General features: G+C 39.0%; 11 protein-coding genes. 3 read left to right on the top strand and 8 right to left on the bottom strand.

The window, feature by feature from the left end; translation table 11 throughout:
• Nucleotides 1–221 precede the first annotated feature (221 nt).
• The 7 genes from GX437_13230 to GX437_13200 form a co-directional block, all read right to left on the bottom strand.
• A complete protein-coding gene (locus GX437_13230; GenBank protein ID NLJ08618.1) occupies nucleotides 222–3,110 on the bottom strand; it encodes a TonB-dependent receptor in 2,889 nt (962 codons plus the stop codon).
• A complete protein-coding gene (locus tag GX437_13225; GenBank protein ID NLJ08617.1) occupies nucleotides 3,097–3,741 on the bottom strand; it encodes a deoxynucleoside kinase in 645 nt (214 codons plus the stop codon). The genes GX437_13230 and GX437_13225 overlap by 14 nt, the downstream gene beginning before the upstream one ends.
• Complete coding sequence (gene folK / locus GX437_13220) at nucleotides 3,738–4,247, bottom strand: 2-amino-4-hydroxy-6-hydroxymethyldihydropteridine diphosphokinase (GenBank protein NLJ08616.1); 510 nt, start codon at nucleotides 4,245–4,247, stop codon at nucleotides 3,738–3,740. Before folK ends, GX437_13225 begins: the two co-directional genes overlap by 4 nt.
• Nucleotides 4,244–5,611, bottom strand: a complete 1,368-nt coding sequence (locus GX437_13215) for an NAD-dependent succinate-semialdehyde dehydrogenase (GenBank protein ID NLJ08615.1) — start codon at nucleotides 5,609–5,611, stop codon at nucleotides 4,244–4,246. The genes folK and GX437_13215 overlap by 4 nt, the downstream gene beginning before the upstream one ends.
• A gap of 5 nt (nucleotides 5,612–5,616) precedes the next feature.
• Nucleotides 5,617–6,195, bottom strand: coding sequence for a hypothetical protein (locus GX437_13210; GenBank protein ID NLJ08614.1), 579 nt, complete (start codon nucleotides 6,193–6,195; stop codon nucleotides 5,617–5,619).
• A 70-nt stretch (nucleotides 6,196–6,265) separates the two neighbouring features.
• Nucleotides 6,266–7,111: a hypothetical protein gene (locus tag GX437_13205; protein ID NLJ08613.1), complete on the bottom strand. Its 846-nt coding sequence runs from the start codon at nucleotides 7,109–7,111 to the stop codon at nucleotides 6,266–6,268.
• Between the two features lie 78 nt (nucleotides 7,112–7,189).
• Nucleotides 7,190–13,708 (bottom strand): DUF5011 domain-containing protein, encoded by a 6,519-nt coding sequence (locus GX437_13200; GenBank protein ID NLJ08612.1) that lies wholly within the window; start codon nucleotides 13,706–13,708, stop codon nucleotides 7,190–7,192.
• A 180-nt stretch (nucleotides 13,709–13,888) separates the two neighbouring features.
• Between GX437_13200 and GX437_13195 the strand changes: the two genes are divergently transcribed.
• The 3 genes from GX437_13195 (at nucleotide 13,889) to GX437_13185 (ending at nucleotide 16,788) form a co-directional block, all read left to right on the top strand.
• A complete protein-coding gene (locus GX437_13195; protein NLJ08611.1) occupies nucleotides 13,889–15,406 on the top strand; it encodes a GH3 auxin-responsive promoter family protein in 1,518 nt (505 codons plus the stop codon).
• Nucleotides 15,407–15,598: 192 nt separating this feature from the next.
• Nucleotides 15,599–16,054 carry a beta-carotene hydroxylase gene (locus tag GX437_13190; protein NLJ08610.1) on the top strand — a complete coding sequence of 152 codons (456 nt, stop codon included), beginning with the start codon at nucleotides 15,599–15,601 and terminating at the stop codon, nucleotides 16,052–16,054.
• On the top strand, nucleotides 16,051–16,788 hold the full coding sequence (locus GX437_13185) for a lycopene cyclase domain-containing protein (protein ID NLJ08609.1): 738 nt from the start codon (nucleotides 16,051–16,053) through the stop codon (nucleotides 16,786–16,788). The genes GX437_13190 and GX437_13185 overlap by 4 nt, the downstream gene beginning before the upstream one ends.
• A gap of 85 nt (nucleotides 16,789–16,873) precedes the next feature.
• Here the strand turns inward: GX437_13185 and GX437_13180 are convergent.
• Nucleotides 16,874–17,173 (bottom strand): hypothetical protein (locus GX437_13180; GenBank protein ID NLJ08608.1); only part of this gene is annotated, 300 nt, incomplete at its 5' end.

Below are 17,173 nucleotides of genomic sequence, written 5' to 3'. Positions count from 1 at the left end.
TTTGAACCCTCATCCTGCAGGTACAGTAGTTTTTTCTGAGGGATACAGGAAGATAGAATAAAGAAAATTAACACACTTAATGGAGCAATTCGTGTAAATCTTCTATTTTTTTTATTGTCAGATTTTCTTTCCAATTCTTTAAATTTTGCTTTAAATGAATAAAAATTAAGTTTTTAAGCGAATGCAAAGGTAATTTCTTTTTAAGAATAAATATTAACAACTCAATTAAATTTTAAGAAAACTCCAATCAGCATGTGGCGTTGAGGCAAGTATCTTGCCGGATTTTCAGGCGGAAGATTGGAAGAACGAGGATCACGGGGATCATTGTACATAGGATCACGCCATTCACTCGGTACAGGGTCACCATACTCATACGCTTTACCTGTTACAGGATTAATAATTGCTGCATTTTTGTTGTTAAAAATATTAGTTACTTCTAATGAAGCTGCAATTTCAAGATGTTTAAGCGACCACCATCTGATGAGGTTGGCATCGAACCACAACCAGTATTTCCCCAACTCAGAATATCGGGCAGAAGAGGAAGTATTCATGACATAAATGGGTCTGCCTGAATAAGCTTCATAACCTGTCAGGACATAAGGAGTGTAACGTATTCCGGATCGGTAATTTCCTTCCAGATAAAATTTGAATTTATTGAGTAAAGGCAGGTTAAAAAATCCGGTTTCAGTATTTTTCACGAACAACATATTAAATTTAATATCCAGAGGCCGGTCCCATGGCAAGGGATATTCACGTGTATCTTCCCGAATACCGGAATTGATTATCTCTTTAATTGTTTCAGAAGCAGAAGCACTTTGGCCTGTAGCGGTCATGTACGAAAGCGACATTTCCCCCTGAAACCATTTTTTAATTCTTTTCAGGTAGGTTAATTCAAATCCCCTGATTCTTGCATAATCTGAATTGATACGGATGGTCCGGCTTACCTCTTTCCCGGTAACATCTTTGATCATCATCGAAGCTGATGTGATAAAATCATACTTATCTTTCCAGAAAGCACTGATATTCAAAGCATCATTGGATGAAATCTGTGAGCGAAGGCCTAATTCATAAGAAATATCCACTTCGGGGTCGAGATCGGGGTTACCAACAAAAGACAAGGTACTTCTGTCGCTGTATTTTGGATCAAGGCCTGTGTATAGATAAGAAGGATGGGGTAAGACGGTTGAATGCCCGTAGTTAAAGTAAAGCACCTGGTTTTCATGTACCGGAAAGGATGCTGATATTTTTGGCAGAAATCTGATTTTGTATCTTCTACCTATAATTTTGGACGACTTATTCAGATAAGCATCCCGGATCTCATCACGTATGGGAGCAGCCGGATTATGTATGGCATCATCAACAAATTTGCCGGGGGCCCAAAGTTCTAGTCTTCCGCCAATATTGGCAACAAGGCCTAAAAACTTATACTTATCAGAAACATAGGCAGCTATTTGTTCCGGGTTTACTTCCCATATATCACTTTGTTCGCCAAGCCTGAACGATTGAGAGAAAGAGCCATCCGGCAACTGCATGGGAGCGCCTACCCATGGCCTCCTAATATCTATCCATCGAAGATACTGGCTTTTATATTCCATTCCTGCCGTAACCGTATTTCTTGAATTCTTTGAATAAAGGTTTCCTGAGATTTTGGCCGTATATTCCTCTACCAGATGGTCGTGCCACAAAGGAGTGATTCCGTTGTTGTTGTAAAGACCCGGGCCCTGAATGGCAAAGACTACATCATCGTCCGGATTAAAATAGCTGACAGGAAATTCGCGAATGGAATAAGGATCAAATTCCGTATCCACATTTTCAGGACGCCATGGTCTTCCATTGGCATCGGCTCTTAAGTGTACAAATAATCTCGACAAAGTAAGCTGATACGAAAACCTGTTGACAGGGGTATGGTTCCAGCGGATGGTCTGAAGATTCGATTCATGGGTAAATGTAGCAGCATTATCGGGTTGCAGATGAAATACATATTGATAACCAGGGCTAAAGGAAATGTCATTTCCGGTGACCCTAAGCATATTAACGTCCTGATTGATGTTGATGGATTTTAAATAGGAAATGGTGAGCCGCATGGTAGGATCAAAATCATAATTCAATTTGGCAAAAGCAGACCATCGGTTATCCTGATAGGGTGACCAGAAGTTGGTTGGAAACAAGGATGAATTTAGCTGTTTTGCAGGATTTTTAATGTATTCATCGTTAAGGCTCGAACGCATGGAAAGATAGTAACGGATTCTGGTTTCTTTGCCCGGTAATTTTTTCTCAAGAAAAGTCAGGGGGCCTCCGGCATTCATTTCAAACAGTTGCTGGTTAAAACAGGAAGAATACTCTTTGTTAAAACCTAAATTATCTCTTTTGTAGTTTAGAGTAACTTCATGTTTGTTCCCACCTGTTCTGGTTTTGGTATTGACAGTTCCGGCTGTAGAGTTCCCATATTCCACATCCACACTTCCAGTCGAAATTTCCATTTCCTGAATCGAATTGGTGCCAATATCAAGACCAAAGCCGGTACCTGCCAATGGGTCTTTTGCTGAAACCCCATCGATGTAAAAACCTGTTTCGTAAGTTCGTCCTCCACGGATATTAATGCCAAATGGTGAATTTATCACACCTGCCTGAGAATTAAGAAGTTGTGCAAGCTGGCGAACTGGAGAGGCTTCAATTTTGTCAGAAGATATTCGATTCTCCGTTTTGGATTGATCCTGATCTATCAGGGGTTTATCTCCAACGATGACCACTTCCTGATCAATGGTCAATGAAGTAGGTTCAAGCTTGATATTCAATACTTTATTTTCATTTTTTTCAATTCTGACAGCTGTCAGAACCATTTTTTTATAGCCGATATAGGTAAATTCAACATCATAAATCCCGGGTCTGACATCCGAAATTTTGAACGAACCATCTAAACCGGTTGCTGTTCCTTTATTTGTTCCTTTCAGGAAAACATTCGCACCAATAAGTGGGTCACCTGTTGTCTTATCTGTAATTTTTCCGGAAACAGTTGCAAATTCCTGAGCTTCTACGACAAAAGTTATCAGAAATAGTATTAATAAGGTAAGGTATGTTTTCCTATGTGATACCGTATTAAATTTCATCATTAATATTGAAAAAATGAATTTTTGGCAGAAATTCAGTAAATAAAAGTCCGTACAATTTCCTGAAATTTTTTTCATCTGCAATAAAATCTTTGTCTTCCATCTCAATAATGAGTACCCGCTGATGCTGCAATGATTTCAGGTAGGTTAAGTAATAATGCTGAATGTTTTCAAGATATTCAGGGCTGATACTCTGTTCATAACTACGGCCTCTTTTCTGTATGTTTTTCAGTAAAACATCAACCGGCCTTTTCAGGTAAATCAACAGATCGGGACTGGGCAACTGTTCTCTGAAAGTTTCAAATAATGGATAAAAAACGGCAAACTGGTCAGCAGTCAGGTTGTTTTTGGCAAAAAGTAATGATTTATCAAAGAAATAATCGGCAATGAAAGAAGTTTTGAATAAATCAGCATTGGCAAAAGTGGTTTTCATCTGTTGAAATCTTTCAAATAAAAAGCTGATTTCCAGCGGAAAAGCATAGCGTTCAGGGTTTGAATAAAACTTTTCAAGAAAAGAATTATTGGCAAATTCTTCCAGAATCAATTGAGAATTTGTGAGCGATGCAAAACGGGATGCGAGAGCAGATTTCCCGGCTCCAATGGTACCACTTACCGCTACAAACTGATATTTCAAACGATTATTTTTTGTTGTTCAAACAATTTCACTTCAGAGGGATCGGAGCAATTAACAAGTAAGCTATTTACTGGCTTTTTGAGAACCGGATGAATTAAGTCAGGGAAAATCTCCGCCAGAGGAACCAATACAAACCTGCGGTTAGCAATTTCAGGATGAGGAATGGTAAGAATGTCTGAATTTATTACTAAATCATTGAAAAACAGAATATCGATATCAATAGACCGGCTTCCCCACCTGATGGATTTTTCTCTAAGAAGTTCATCTTCAATGTATTTAATCTCACTAAGCAATTGTTGCGGAGATAATTCAGTCTCAATACCCACAACCATATTCAGGAAATCGGGTTGTTCTTTCAGTCCCCATGGCTCAGTTTCATAAACAGATGAATTTATAGTCAATTCTCCGGTATCAGCGGTAAGCAATTTCATGGCAGTATGAAGGTTCATCAGCCTGTCGCCAAGGTTGCTTCCCAGTGATAAAATGGCTCTGTTTTTCATCTTCATCGAAAAATGTTGAGTGTTTTCACATTCGCAAATTCTTTAAGCCCCCATTCCCCAAGTTCCCTTCCATAGCCTGATTTTCTGGTACCTCCAAAAGGAAGAGCCGGATGAGATTTTACAATACCGTTTATGGCAACTGTTCCTGTCACAATCTGTCCGGCAATTTTTTTCGCTTTTTCGATATTCTTAGTCCAGACAGATGCTCCAAGTCCAAAAACTGTGTCATTAGCCATCGATAAAGCCTGGTGATCTTCTGAAAACTTAAAAACGGCAGCAACCGGACCAAAGACTTCTTCTTTACTGACTGGCATATCAGGTTTAACACCGGAAAGAACTGTCGGAGCGTAGAATAATGAATTTTCAAACATTAACCGGCCTCCGGTCAGAACATCCGCTCCCATTTCAATTGATTTACTCACCTGAAATTCAAGGTCTTTCAGCAGATATTCTGTTGCCATAGGTCCGAGTTCGGTCTGCTCGTTCAAAGGATCACCAACAATCATTTTTTCACAAGCTGAAACAAAATGATGAAGAAATTCCTCATAAATTTTTTCATGAACAATAAATCTTTTGGCAGCAATACAGCTTTGTCCGGCATTCTGAAAACGGGCAAAAATTGCTGTTTTTACGCAGGAATCTATCTCTGCGTCCTCAAAAACTATAAATGGGTCGCTGCCACCCAGCTCCAATACTGTTTTTTTCAGATATTTGCCTGATAGCGAAGCCACCAGTTTTCCGGCAGGCTCACTACCTGTCAGGGTAACCCCTGAGGTAATTTCTGCAGCAATTACTTGCTCAGATTGTCGATAATCAATAAACAGATTCTGAAAAACACCTTCCGGGAGGCCTACCTCAAGCAACAGATTTTCAATGGTTTCTGCACATTGAGGAACATTGGAGGCATGTTTAAGGAAAGCAACATTTCCAAGAATCAGATTGGGTATCAGATAACGGAAAACCTGCCAGAAAGGGAAATTCCATGGCATGATACCATAAATTGCACCTGTCGGTTCAAAAACTACGGAAGCAGATGCATCGGGAAGCGATGTAAATTGCGGAGACAGCCATTTTTCAGCATTTTCCTCGTAATAACGGCAAAGTAAAATACATTTTTCCACTTCAGCCCTCGACTGTCTGATTGGTTTTCCCATTTCCAGACTGATAAGACGGGAAAACTCATCCTTCCTCCTTTCTGTGCATGTCCCAATATCTTTAATAAATTTTATCCTTTCAGAAATACTTAAACCCGACCAGTAAAGGAACATTTTTCCCGCCAAATTGAGCTTTTTATTTAATTCATGATCTGAAATAGTAGAAAATTCCTTCATGAGGGTTTTTGTAGCCGGATTGAATGATTTATAGGCCATAAGGATTAATTTAGCAGTAAAAGTGTTTTATTTTCAATAATTGATTTGATGGAAGCATAAAAGTTTTCAGGAGTCATTGTACGCCAGTTGATCAGGTCAAACTCCTCTCCAAAGAGCAGAAAATGATCGAGATGATACCTTTTCATTTCTTCAGCCACGTGATTCTGAAGTCCGGTAATGACAACCCAGCCTTGTTCAACATCTTCATATAATTCAGCATAATAGTCGTCCATATCATAATGAAAGTTGAGTACATTCTCTGCAATTAAAATAAATTTCCTGACACCTCTGTCAATCATAATATCGAGAATGTCACGTTTTAAAAACATGATGTCATTCCCAATACAATCGTTCCACTCTCCTATCATTTCGATTATGGCAAAGGCTTCATCATAATTTACATACAAAATCTTGATAAAAAGCGTATCAGAGCCTATGTCGTCCCATTGAGGATGGATGACATAATTGTATATGGCATTGGTAAAACTAAATTCATCGTACTGACGCTGATAAAAAGGCGACCATCTGTCATTTTCAGCTTTATAGTAGTCGCGCCATAAAAAAAATGGTTCTATATCGTGCATATCAGCTTCAGATTTGGTGCAAAATTAAAACCCTTCCATAAATCACAAAGACAAATGGGGGTCACATTAACTAAAATTTACAATGATATTCAACCAATCGTTCTGTTGGTTTTTGTAATATCATAACAATATCCAACCCAAACTGATCAGCAGCTTTCTGCAAAATTTCCTTATTGAAGAATGCGATAGAGCCCACAAAACCTGCCTGCCTGTTTTTCCAGATTTCAAAATACGGATACACCTGAATTTCAATAAATTCTCTGAAGCATTTCATAATTAGTTCCTCAACATAACTATCATGATGATGTTTTGTTAAAAATCCACCCACCTTGGCAAAAAAAACATTCTGCTGTTTCAGGCTATAGATGTACGGAATAATATTTTCACGATTCACACTGAATTCACTCAAAAATTCTTCAGCAAGTAACTCCGGTGCTTTCCTGTAGAGTAGATCTTTAATAAACCTCATACCGATTGAGGCTCCGGAACCCTCATCACCAAGCAGATACCCTAATGATGGTATTGTTTTATGAAGTATTTTTCCGTCAAAAAAACCAGAATTTGAGCCAGTTCCGAGGATACATGCAATACCAGCGTTGTTGAAAAATAAAGCTCTTGCAGCAGCCAGCAAGTCACTTTCCACATATATGGCTGCGTTTTGAAAAATATTTTTCAGTGAAGCCTGCATTCTGCCAGCATTTTCACCTGCTGTACATCCGGCACCATAATAGAATATCTCCTTTACCTCCTGAAATTGAATAGCCGGTTTAAGACCATTTACAACAGTTTCAGAAATAAATTCCTCTGAATGAAGGACAGGATTCAAGCCTCTCAGCTCTGTCATTATTTTGCTTCCGTCTTCTTTGACCAACATCCATTCCGACTTCGAGGAGCCGGCATCTGTAATCAGTTTCATCTGGTATTCATTTTCATGCTTATTAAAAACAAAAGGCTGGTTAAAGAACCAGCCTTTTGAAATTATTGGTAAAAGATATTAATTTTTAATAATCTTTTCGAGCCATTGATTTTCAGCTGTCTGTACCTTTACAAAGTAAACACCACTGCTGAAGTTGCTCAGGTCAACGTCAAATTTTGCGTTTTTCAACATGCCCTTGTTGAGAACTACAATTTCCCTTCCCATCATATCTGTAATGCTTACTGTTACTTCTGTATTAAGCGGAAGCCTCAGGTCAACAGATATATTTCCGTTTGTTGGGTTTGGATAAACGCTTACCTTGCTGCTATTGGCTTCTTCGACTCCTGTATTAACATAAATGACCTTTACAATGCGGCAAACTTCAGGAGTTTTGTTTCCACTTGGATCAGTAGCCTGATAGCAGACATGATAAAGTCCCGGTTCATGAACGTTGACTGTATTGTCCACTGTAATATCCAGATCCCCTACATCATAATAATTGTCAGAAATAGTATAACCTGCATCAACATAATTATCCCATTTTTCAATAATGACGTAAGGTGAACCATTGAGGGTAAGAACAGGAGCTTTTGTATCAACCACCTTGATAATTCTACCCAGAATTTCACTGACATTGCCTGCAGCATCTGTAACTTTATAGAAGATAATGAAGTTACCGAGTTTAGTCGGGAATTCATTGGGGAATTTGGTCAGGAAAGAGCCCCAACGGGTAACAGTAAATCCTGAAAGTGAATTGTCGATGATATTCAGACCCGGATCGATAAACTGAGTATTGACTTCATGTTCAATGACATCTCCGCCCATGGCTTCGATAACAGGAGCAGTGCTGTCCCAAACAATAACCGTTCTGGTTATTGAATTCGGACCGTTTCCTGAATAATCGGTAACTGAATAAGTAATGGTGTAAGAACCAATCTTGGTATTGTCAACCAAACCGGATACACTCAGCGCAATCTTGTTGTTTGGCCAATAGTTGTCTGAATAAGTTACACCCGGATCAGTAAACGGTTTCATGATTTCAAGATACATCGGGTTGTCGCCAATAAGAGCGATATCCGGTGCAGCATTGTCAACAACAATGATTGTCCTTGTCTTGGTATCAGATAAACCAGCATTGTCTTCAACATAGTATTGACGGGTATAAGATCCGAGTTTATAAACATCAAGGTTTCCACTGATCTGAACTTTATTTGTAATATCACCGTCAGCAAGGTCGGTAGCTTTGAAGAAAGTATCAACAAAAGGTTTGTTAACAGCAACATATATCGGATCTCCGCCAATAAGTGTAATTACCGGTGGGGTCTTATCTTCTGTAACATAAACGGTTCTTCTGGCATCTGAACAGTTGCCCAGTGTATCACAGGCATTGTAATAGACAAAGTAAGTTCCCATCTTGTCGGTTTTGACTGCATTATATGTTGTAAACAATGGGTTTCCATTATAGAGGGTATTTGTAATATTACCCATAATATTATCAGTGGCAATGGCTCCATCATCTGTATAGGGATATCCAACTTCAACTGAAGCGGGGTTACTGCCATTGATGGTAATTACAGGAGGTTCATTGTCCGGAGAAATGAATACACGGTAGTCTTCTACTTCACCAAACTGCAGCGGTCCACAAGGTTTATTCTGGTAAACACCGAAACCAACACTGACTCTCATCATGCTTGCGCCAAGGCTGGCAGTGGCTGGTACAGTGAATTTAGCAGTCCAGCTTAATCCTGTATAATTATTGGTAGCTGCAATTTCTTCTCCCGGATCATCCATATCACCGTCATTGTTCCAGTCGATCCATACTCTTGCAGTCAGTTTATTGAAGTTTGTCTGTCGTTCAAGGGTAATTTCATAATCCTGACCCATGTACAGATTGGTTGAAGTCGTATTGGTAAAGTTGGAATAAGGTGTTACACCAATATCGCTGGTGTTATCTATACTTCCGACTTTTACGCGGCTGATACCCATGTCTGGATGTGTGTTCATCACTACGGCATTGCAATAAGTTTTGGGTTTTACAGCACAAAGCTTTGTTGTCTGCGTTTTCCATGCTGTATTTTTATTACCCATCACCACTGAGATATCATAGCAATTGGTATCCTGGAAAACAATTTTCGGATTTTCGCTATATTTGTCTGTACCTGCTTCGAAATAGAAAGTAGATGGAGTAATGCTCCATTCCCAAGTATTGACACAAGTCAGAGCAGGTGATACTGTACTTAAAGTAACCACATCCTGATTGGCTACCGGTGCAGGGACATCCACATGAATAACACCTGTCGGAGCTTTCTGTGGATTGATCAGGGTAACAATTTTTTCTGCAGTATCTGTTCCAGCACAATTGTTGGCTATCAAAATAGTTTTATAGGTGGCAGCGACTCCCTGGAAAGAATTGTCAATAAATACACCATCATATTCACGGCTGTCGATAATACCATTACCATTGAAATCCCAGAAAAAGACAGTAGCTTTGGGATCAGCCATCGAAGTATTCTGGTAGTAAAATGGTACACCAATACAGCCGGAATCGGCACAATCAAAGCTGGCAACAGGTTTCTGATAACTGCCTTTTCCACTGGATGCCCATTCCAGTTTAAATCCGCTTCCTGCCTGAACATCGGAAACAAATTCAACATACAACATCCCAGTTTTTGTTACCTGGAAGGAAGACTGGAATCTTAAATCGTTCATATTGCCAGTCATACCTTTTGGTCCATAAGCAGGGTTCCACAACGGGGTCCCCTGGTTTGAAGAACCATCATAGAGTCTCAGATAAGCTTCAGCACCCAGGTTGAAGTCAGACAAGGTAACATCCACCACATTTCCGCATGCCTTAATCAGATAGGTACATTTCTTTTCTTTTCCATGATTTCCTGTCGGACCTCCATCATCGTAAATGACACCGAAAGCCTGATCAACAAAATTGCTGACGCCACACATATTGTCGCTGAATTTCACGTTGATATACCCTGTTTTACAGGTTTTCGGACTTGTTCCTTTCGAGTTTTTAGCTGTCAGGCAAACATCATATTCACCGCTGAATTTAAAGATTACTCTTGGATTCTGTGAGGTTGCCGTTGTATTGTCCACATATTCAACCACATCTTCCATTTTATTGGTTAAAGGATTGAATTTTTTTGCCGGGCTGAATTCCCATTCCCACTCTGTCGGACAGTTTTTACTCAAATCACCAAGCTGAACTACTTCGTTTACCTCCACCACATTTTTGGAAACCATGAATTCTACAGCAGGAGTTGCCTGTACATCATCAAAGAAAACTCTCTTTGTTATAGTGTCTGTACTGGCACATGTTTGCTGGACAAGTGTAATGGTATCGTACCCTTTATCCTGAATAGTTGTGGTAAAGTGGAATGTTGTAGCCTTCAATACATTTCTGACAAACCATTTTGTTACCCTCGGATCTTTCTCTACACCTGTGTTATAGAAGGTAACAGGAGCCTGACGACACATGGTATCATCATAGACAAAATCGGATTTTACCACCTTCCATGTCGGTTCATCGGGCCCGACAAAAGTTGCGAGGGCACATCTCGGATCTCCGTCAAAATCAAATTTATTTCCGGGAACATAATAGCCATATCGTCCAAGTGTTCCTTTTGGCAGGTGCAGGTCGGTTTTACCAACTACTTGCGGATCCTGCTGATACCAGCTGTTCTGGTCGTGAGGCCCAAGCTCTGCCGTACGGGCAACAAAATTCTGGTATGAATAGCCGGTCCCATAAATGCTGAAATAAGTAGAGGCTGTTCCTGTATGGTAGTAAACATTGTAATCCACGACCATACCTGAAGGGCTGGTTGGATAATAATGCGAGTAAAGATAAGTCTGATTGGTACTGATTAATATGTTATTGGCAATTGTAGTGTAGTAATTGTAGTAGTAATCCAAAATAGCTGCATAACTATAGTAGTTATAACTTCCATCCACCCAAACAGCGTTGTTTACAACCTGAGTATAATAGTTGTAGTAAATATAGAAACCGGTCTGATACTGAGTATTCATGAAATTGGTAATCATGTTGTTGGCCAATAATGACCGGCTGTTTTGGTTATAGTAATTCTGATAATAACTCATTATTCCATACTGACCGGGTTCAATATAGTTTCCAACAATAGTGTCGCCATCACCATAGTATGATAAGATCCCATAGGCACTTGAATATCCGAATTTCCATATCTTACAATATTGCACCTTGGTCTTGGTGGAATAATACAGATACATTCCGTAATAGTAGGCATTTTCAACGGTGCAATGATCAAAAGTATTGTAAACAACCGGACCATACATAACAATACCAAAATAGCCTTTGTCGGTGGAGACATTTTTAAAGGTATTGTAATTTCCCCATTCAGCCTGCGATGAATAGGATGTAAAGTTCCCTGAACCCACTAATGGAAGGATATAGGTTGATGTATTGGATGCAACTTTAATATCAAGGTTCTCGAAAGTATTGTAGTTGGATTTATTAATAAGGTGAATACCTTCTCCATAAGAAGTACCTGTATTGATGATGGTCATGTTGGCGATTGTAATATAATCAGCTCCGTTGAAACGGATATTTGCCTGTAAACCATCATTTGTAGTACTTCCGGCATGTTGAATGATGACCTTGGATTTGTCTTCACCAATAAATTTAATGGTGTTGGTAGCTGAAACACCTTTAATTTCATTGAGCTGAAAAGCTCCATAGGTGCCGGCTTTTACAGTGAAATAAACCGGCCCGGAAACTCCACAGTTAACCATCTGGGAAATAGCATCATCAAAGTTGGTAAAGTTACCACCTCCTGCGGCATCAATGGTATAATTTCCCTGAAATCCTGTACAGGTTGTTACGCTTATCTCATCGCTGTTATCAGGATCACCTGAAATTTGCGGATAATTTCTGACTGTAAGAGTATAAGTTCCGGCTGAAGCTATATACCAGGGCGTACTAAAGGTATATTCAATTGGTTGGGTAAAGGGTTGAATCGGTGAAGTCAATGTGAGGGTTCCATTAGTCCAGCTACCGCCATTAACCTGATAGCTAAAGTAAAGGGTCTGGGCAGGTATAGGCTTTGAACCTCCATTGACAAATTTAATTTTAACAATATTGTTCCCTACAGCCGGTACTTCGGGAGATACAATTGAAATAATATCCAAATCATAGTCAGGAAATTCCTGTTCATCAGCTCCTAACATAGTACTGGTGGTATTACGGTTCTGAAGATCAATATCTTTAGGTACCTGGCTCAAATATGGAGCGAATTTCGGAATTGTCCCAAAACTGTAATGCAAATCGGCAATATTTGTAAAATGAGGAGTCTCAGAAACCGAGTTTTGATTCTGATTGCTAATACCTGATTTCAGACTAGAAATATTACTGTACATAGTACCCTGCCAGATGACAAAATAGCTGCCTGTTGAGTAATAATTGTTGTAATCGACATCGCCACTGTAAATGGCATTGTAATATAAATACATACAGGACCCGTTCCCTGTATTGACAAAAATATTGTTTTTAATTTTGTGGTAATATCCGTAATAATCGTATAAACAACTATAACTTGTTGAACTGGAACCTGGCATAACCCATATGCTATTGTGATAAATCTGCAGATTATAACCATAATAGGTATAAATTCCATAATGGTAGGAAGTATAGACCGGGTCCATGATCATGTTATTATAGACTTCGGTGGTTTTACTGGTTGCACCAGAGGCATAGTTTTCATAATAAAGCATAAGGCCATAAAATCCCATCGGGATAAAGTTTTCATTCACTTTTCCTTCAGAGCAGTAATAAATATAAGTCGGATAACCATAACCGGCACCATAGGCTTTTGTAAATTTGTTGCCTATGACTTCATAAGTGCCCTGATAATACCAGTAAAGTTTGTAGTAATATGCCCAGTCAACGGTATTGTAGTTGAATTTATTACCGATATTGTCGTAAGAGCCGCTGTATTGGTTCCCATAAAAAACAACTGTGAAATAACCACCTGAAATATAGTTGTATGATACTTCATTATATTTAAGACCAGCACAGGCGGATGAATAGGATGACTGAGCACTGGTTGCCCTGACAGCACCCACATAAGTGCTGGAAATCTGAGGAACAACAATGTTGCAGTTGGTAACTTTGTTATAAGTTGAGTAAGGTGCAAAATATACCCCCAAAGCATAGGAAGAGCCTGTGGAATTGATAGTCAGGTTCTTAAAGGTTACATAACTGCAGGCATTAAATGTAACAGTAGCCATATTTGCTGTCGAGGAGGCACTATAAGTCAGTATTCGGGTATTTTTATCCACTCCGTCAAAAGTGATGGTATTGGTGGCACTGGCACCTGTAATACTGCTAATGCTTATTTGCTCATTATAGGTTCCGGCTGCTACCGTAAAAGTAACAGGACCAGAAACACCATAAGTGGAAAGAGCATTTACTGCCGCAGTAAAAGTTGCATAGTTTGCCCCAGTACCCCCAATGGTGTAATTCCCACTGAGCTGCCCGAAAGACTGCATGCTGAAAAACAGCAAACCGGTGAATAACAAGCCGGTAAAAATTCGTGTACAATTCTTTATCATGATCATCCGTTTAAATTGTTTACAAAATATTGTCAAATTGCATAAGATAAACTTAGCCTTACGGAGGCAAATATACTGTTAAAAATATATTCTGCAAAAAAAAGTTTATTTTTTTTCTGACAGCCTAAATGATTTTTCTCATGCGGGGTTTATTTTTGAACCTGATTAAAATAAGCAGATTTGGGACGATTTTTAAACCGTACAATTGAAAAAGGCCTTAGCAGAAGATACAGAAGATTGCAATGGTCAGTTGAAAATCCTTTCAAAGCACAGGAAAAAATATTAAATTACCTGATTTTAAAACTGAAATCGACAAAATATGCTAATGTAATCAGCAGAAAATCAATAAAAAATGCTTCCGATTTTTTTTCTTTGATCCCTGTCAGTGACTATGAAAGTCTGAAACCTTTTATCCAACAGGCACTCAAAGGAGAAAATCATATATTATGGCCGGGACGGGTCAGATGGTTTGCAAAATCATCGGGCACCACCAGCGATAAAAGTAAATTTATTCCGGTCAGCAGGCAGACTTTGAAAGACTGTCATTACAAAGCCGGACGAGATATGCTGGCAGTTTTCGTCAAAAATTATCCTGAGACTTCAATATTTTACGGAAGCGGGCTCATCATTGGCGGAAGTACACAGCTAAACCGTGAATATGAAAAATCTGTTACCGGAGATATTTCGGCAATATTGAGTGAAAATCTGCCACTTTGGACAAAATTCTGGCAAAATCCGGGAAAAAGAATTCTTCAGATAGCTGATTGGGAAGAAAAAATAAATGTGATGGCCCGCGAAATGCCGGCAAAAAATATAACCCACATTACCGGAGTTCCCACATGGACATGTGTACTGTTTGACAAAATTTTACAAAATACAGGTGCAGCAAATATTCATGAGGTCTGGCCTAATCTTGAATTGTTTATTCACGGAGGGGTAAGTTTTTCACCCTATCGTCAGCTTTTCGGGAATTACCTGCCAGGTTCTCAGATTAAATATCTCGAAACCTACAATGCCAGTGAGGGATTCTTTGGTTTTCAGGATGACCCTTCCAGAAGCGATTTTCTTTTACTGCTCAATCATGGCATTTTCTATGAGTTTATTCCAACTGACGGCCTTACACAAAACCATCATGAAACCATCGGACTTTCTGAAGTTAAAACCGGAATTAATTATGCCATGGTCATCTCAACCAATTCAGGCTTGTGGAGATATTTAATAGGTGATACCATTGTTTTTACCTCCATCCATCCTTACCGTTTTATTTTGAGTGGCAGGACCAAACATTTCATCAATGCCTTTGGCGAAGAGTTAATCATCGATAATGCCGAAAAGGCTATCGCCTATGCCTGCCGGAAGACCTCTGCCATTATCAGAGACTATACTGCAGGGCCTGTTTTTTTATCCCGTAACCGGTCGGGAGCACATGAGTGGCTGATTGAATTTCAAAAGGAGCCGGATGATCTGGAATTGTTTATCAGTTTTCTTGACGAAAAACTCAAAGAGCTGAACAGTGATTATGAAACCAAAAGATCAGGCGATCTGGCATTAGGAAGGCCTGTCGTCAGGGTTATGCCTGAAGGGACTTTTTATAACTGGCTGAAAAACAAAGGTAAACTTGGCGGGCAGCACAAGGTTCCCCGCCTGTCGAACAATCGCCTGCTGATAGAAGAAATCCTCAGCATTTCCGGACAATAAACAGCAAAACCCACCTAAACCTTTCATTAATAAACCTATGTATTTTTTTCAGATGATTTTAAGGCTTTTGCAGAGCGCCAGCTTGGTTTCGAATCCTGAAGGAAAGAAAATCATCTCTGCCTCTCTATAAGCTTCATCATTTTTTCACTGAACATTTCTTCAACTTATTTGTTTTTCAGGAAAAGAGAAAACATGACAATTCAGATAATCTTATTCATTGCCTCCTTTCTGTTTATGGAATTTGTTGCATGGTTTACACACAAATATGTCATGCATGGTTTTTTATGGTCACTGCATAAAGATCATCATATCAGAGACGGCAGAAAATTAGAGAAAAACGACTGGTTTGCTGTCATATTTGCTGTTCCGGGTATTCTTTTAACAATACTTGGAACAGTACCAGTCGTCAACATTAAGTTTTCAATTGGTCTGGGAATTTCGCTTTACGGATTGTTTTATTTTTTGTTTCACGACATTTATGTTCATCAGCGAATACGTTTGTTTAAAAACTTCTCGAACCGTTATCTGAGGGCAACCGTTCAGGCGCATCTTGACCACCATCTGCCTCACAGTCAAAAAAACTATGGTTTTCTGATTGCCCCTCTCTCCTATTATCGTCAGGAATTCAGAAAAAATAAGTCGCAATGAAATTCCTTTATCTGCTGATTATCATTTTTACCTTTATTTTCCCGCTCATTTTGAGCTTTGATAAAAAAGTTCATTTCTGTACAAACTGGAAATATTTAATCCCATCGGTCATTGTATCCATGTTGGTGTTTATCCCATGGGATATATTATTCACCCGGGCAGGTGTATGGGGATTTAATAAAATTTATATTTCGGGGATTTACCTTTTTAACTTGCCCGTTGAGGAGTGGATGTTTTTCATTGTGGTTCCCTATGCCTGTATATTTATTTATGAGGTATTGATTGCTTACGGGGTTAAAAACTATTTTCATTCCTCTGTAAAATATATTTCACCCGCACTTTCAGTCATACTGCTGACCATCGCATTTGTCAATTACGGTAAAATCTACACTTTTATAACATTTACACTTGCATCAATACTTATTATCATTAATCAGTATGTTTTGAAGCATGAGTTCCTTTCCCGATTCTACCTCAGCTATCTGGTCATGCTGATACCTTTTTTTCTTGTCAACGGATTACTAACCGGCTCATTTATCCCGGAAGAGGTTGTTTGGTACAATCAGGCTGAAAATCTTGGCATCCGCATTTTTACCATTCCTCTTGAAGACTTTGTCTATGGGTTTTCTCTGATTCTTTTAAACCTTACGGTTTATCATTTCATCAAAATCAGGCTTGAGGCAAAAAAATTTGCTTTTCATTCATCCGGAGTTTCTGAAAATGTAGTGAACTGAGGGCAGTTTATTTCTGATTTCAAAAGACCGGGAACAGAATTTTCCCATAGAAAAAACTTAACTGAAATTTTCCGGAAAATTTAACCTAAAACTTTTTCCCAAAGGAAAATATTATGCTTTGCCCGACAGCAACGGGAGTAATAAGGCTTTGAAAATGTTTACTGCTGAAATCAAAAGTCCATGTTTTCAGATGAAAATTTAGCCCCAGCAACCACCCATAATGCCCGAAATAATCTCTGGCCAAACCACTTGATAAAATTATTTTATTCTCTGAAAATGAATAAGATGCAACAGCTTCTATGGAAGGATTCCTGCAAAATGCAGGAAAATAATTTGCCGATAATTTCGTATTCATTCTGTCGTTGATCTGCCATGCGTATTGAAA

The organism is Sphingobacteriales bacterium (assembly GCA_012517435.1).
In the GTDB taxonomy this organism is placed as follows: domain Bacteria; phylum Bacteroidota; class Bacteroidia; order CAILMK01; family JAAYUY01; genus JAAYUY01.
This window is presented reverse-complemented; position numbering and strand designations above follow the sequence as displayed.

Coding starts and splice junctions, on each gene's coding strand:
- GX437_13190 (NLJ08610.1), top strand. CDS start 15,599: ATGACAATTCAGATAATCTTATTCATTGCCTCCTTTCTGTTTATGGAA.
- GX437_13215 (NLJ08615.1), bottom strand. CDS start 5,611: ATGGCCTATAAATCATTCAATCCGGCTACAAAAACCCTCATGAAGGAA.
- GX437_13200 (NLJ08612.1), bottom strand. CDS start 13,708: ATGATAAAGAATTGTACACGAATTTTTACCGGCTTGTTATTCACCGGT.
- folK (NLJ08616.1), bottom strand. CDS start 4,247: ATGAAGATGAAAAACAGAGCCATTTTATCACTGGGAAGCAACCTTGGC.
- GX437_13205 (NLJ08613.1), bottom strand. CDS start 7,111: ATGAAACTGATTACAGATGCCGGCTCCTCGAAGTCGGAATGGATGTTG.
- GX437_13230 (NLJ08618.1), bottom strand. CDS start 3,110: ATGATGAAATTTAATACGGTATCACATAGGAAAACATACCTTACCTTA.
- GX437_13210 (NLJ08614.1), bottom strand. CDS start 6,195: ATGCACGATATAGAACCATTTTTTTTATGGCGCGACTACTATAAAGCT.
- GX437_13185 (NLJ08609.1), top strand. CDS start 16,051: ATGAAATTCCTTTATCTGCTGATTATCATTTTTACCTTTATTTTCCCG.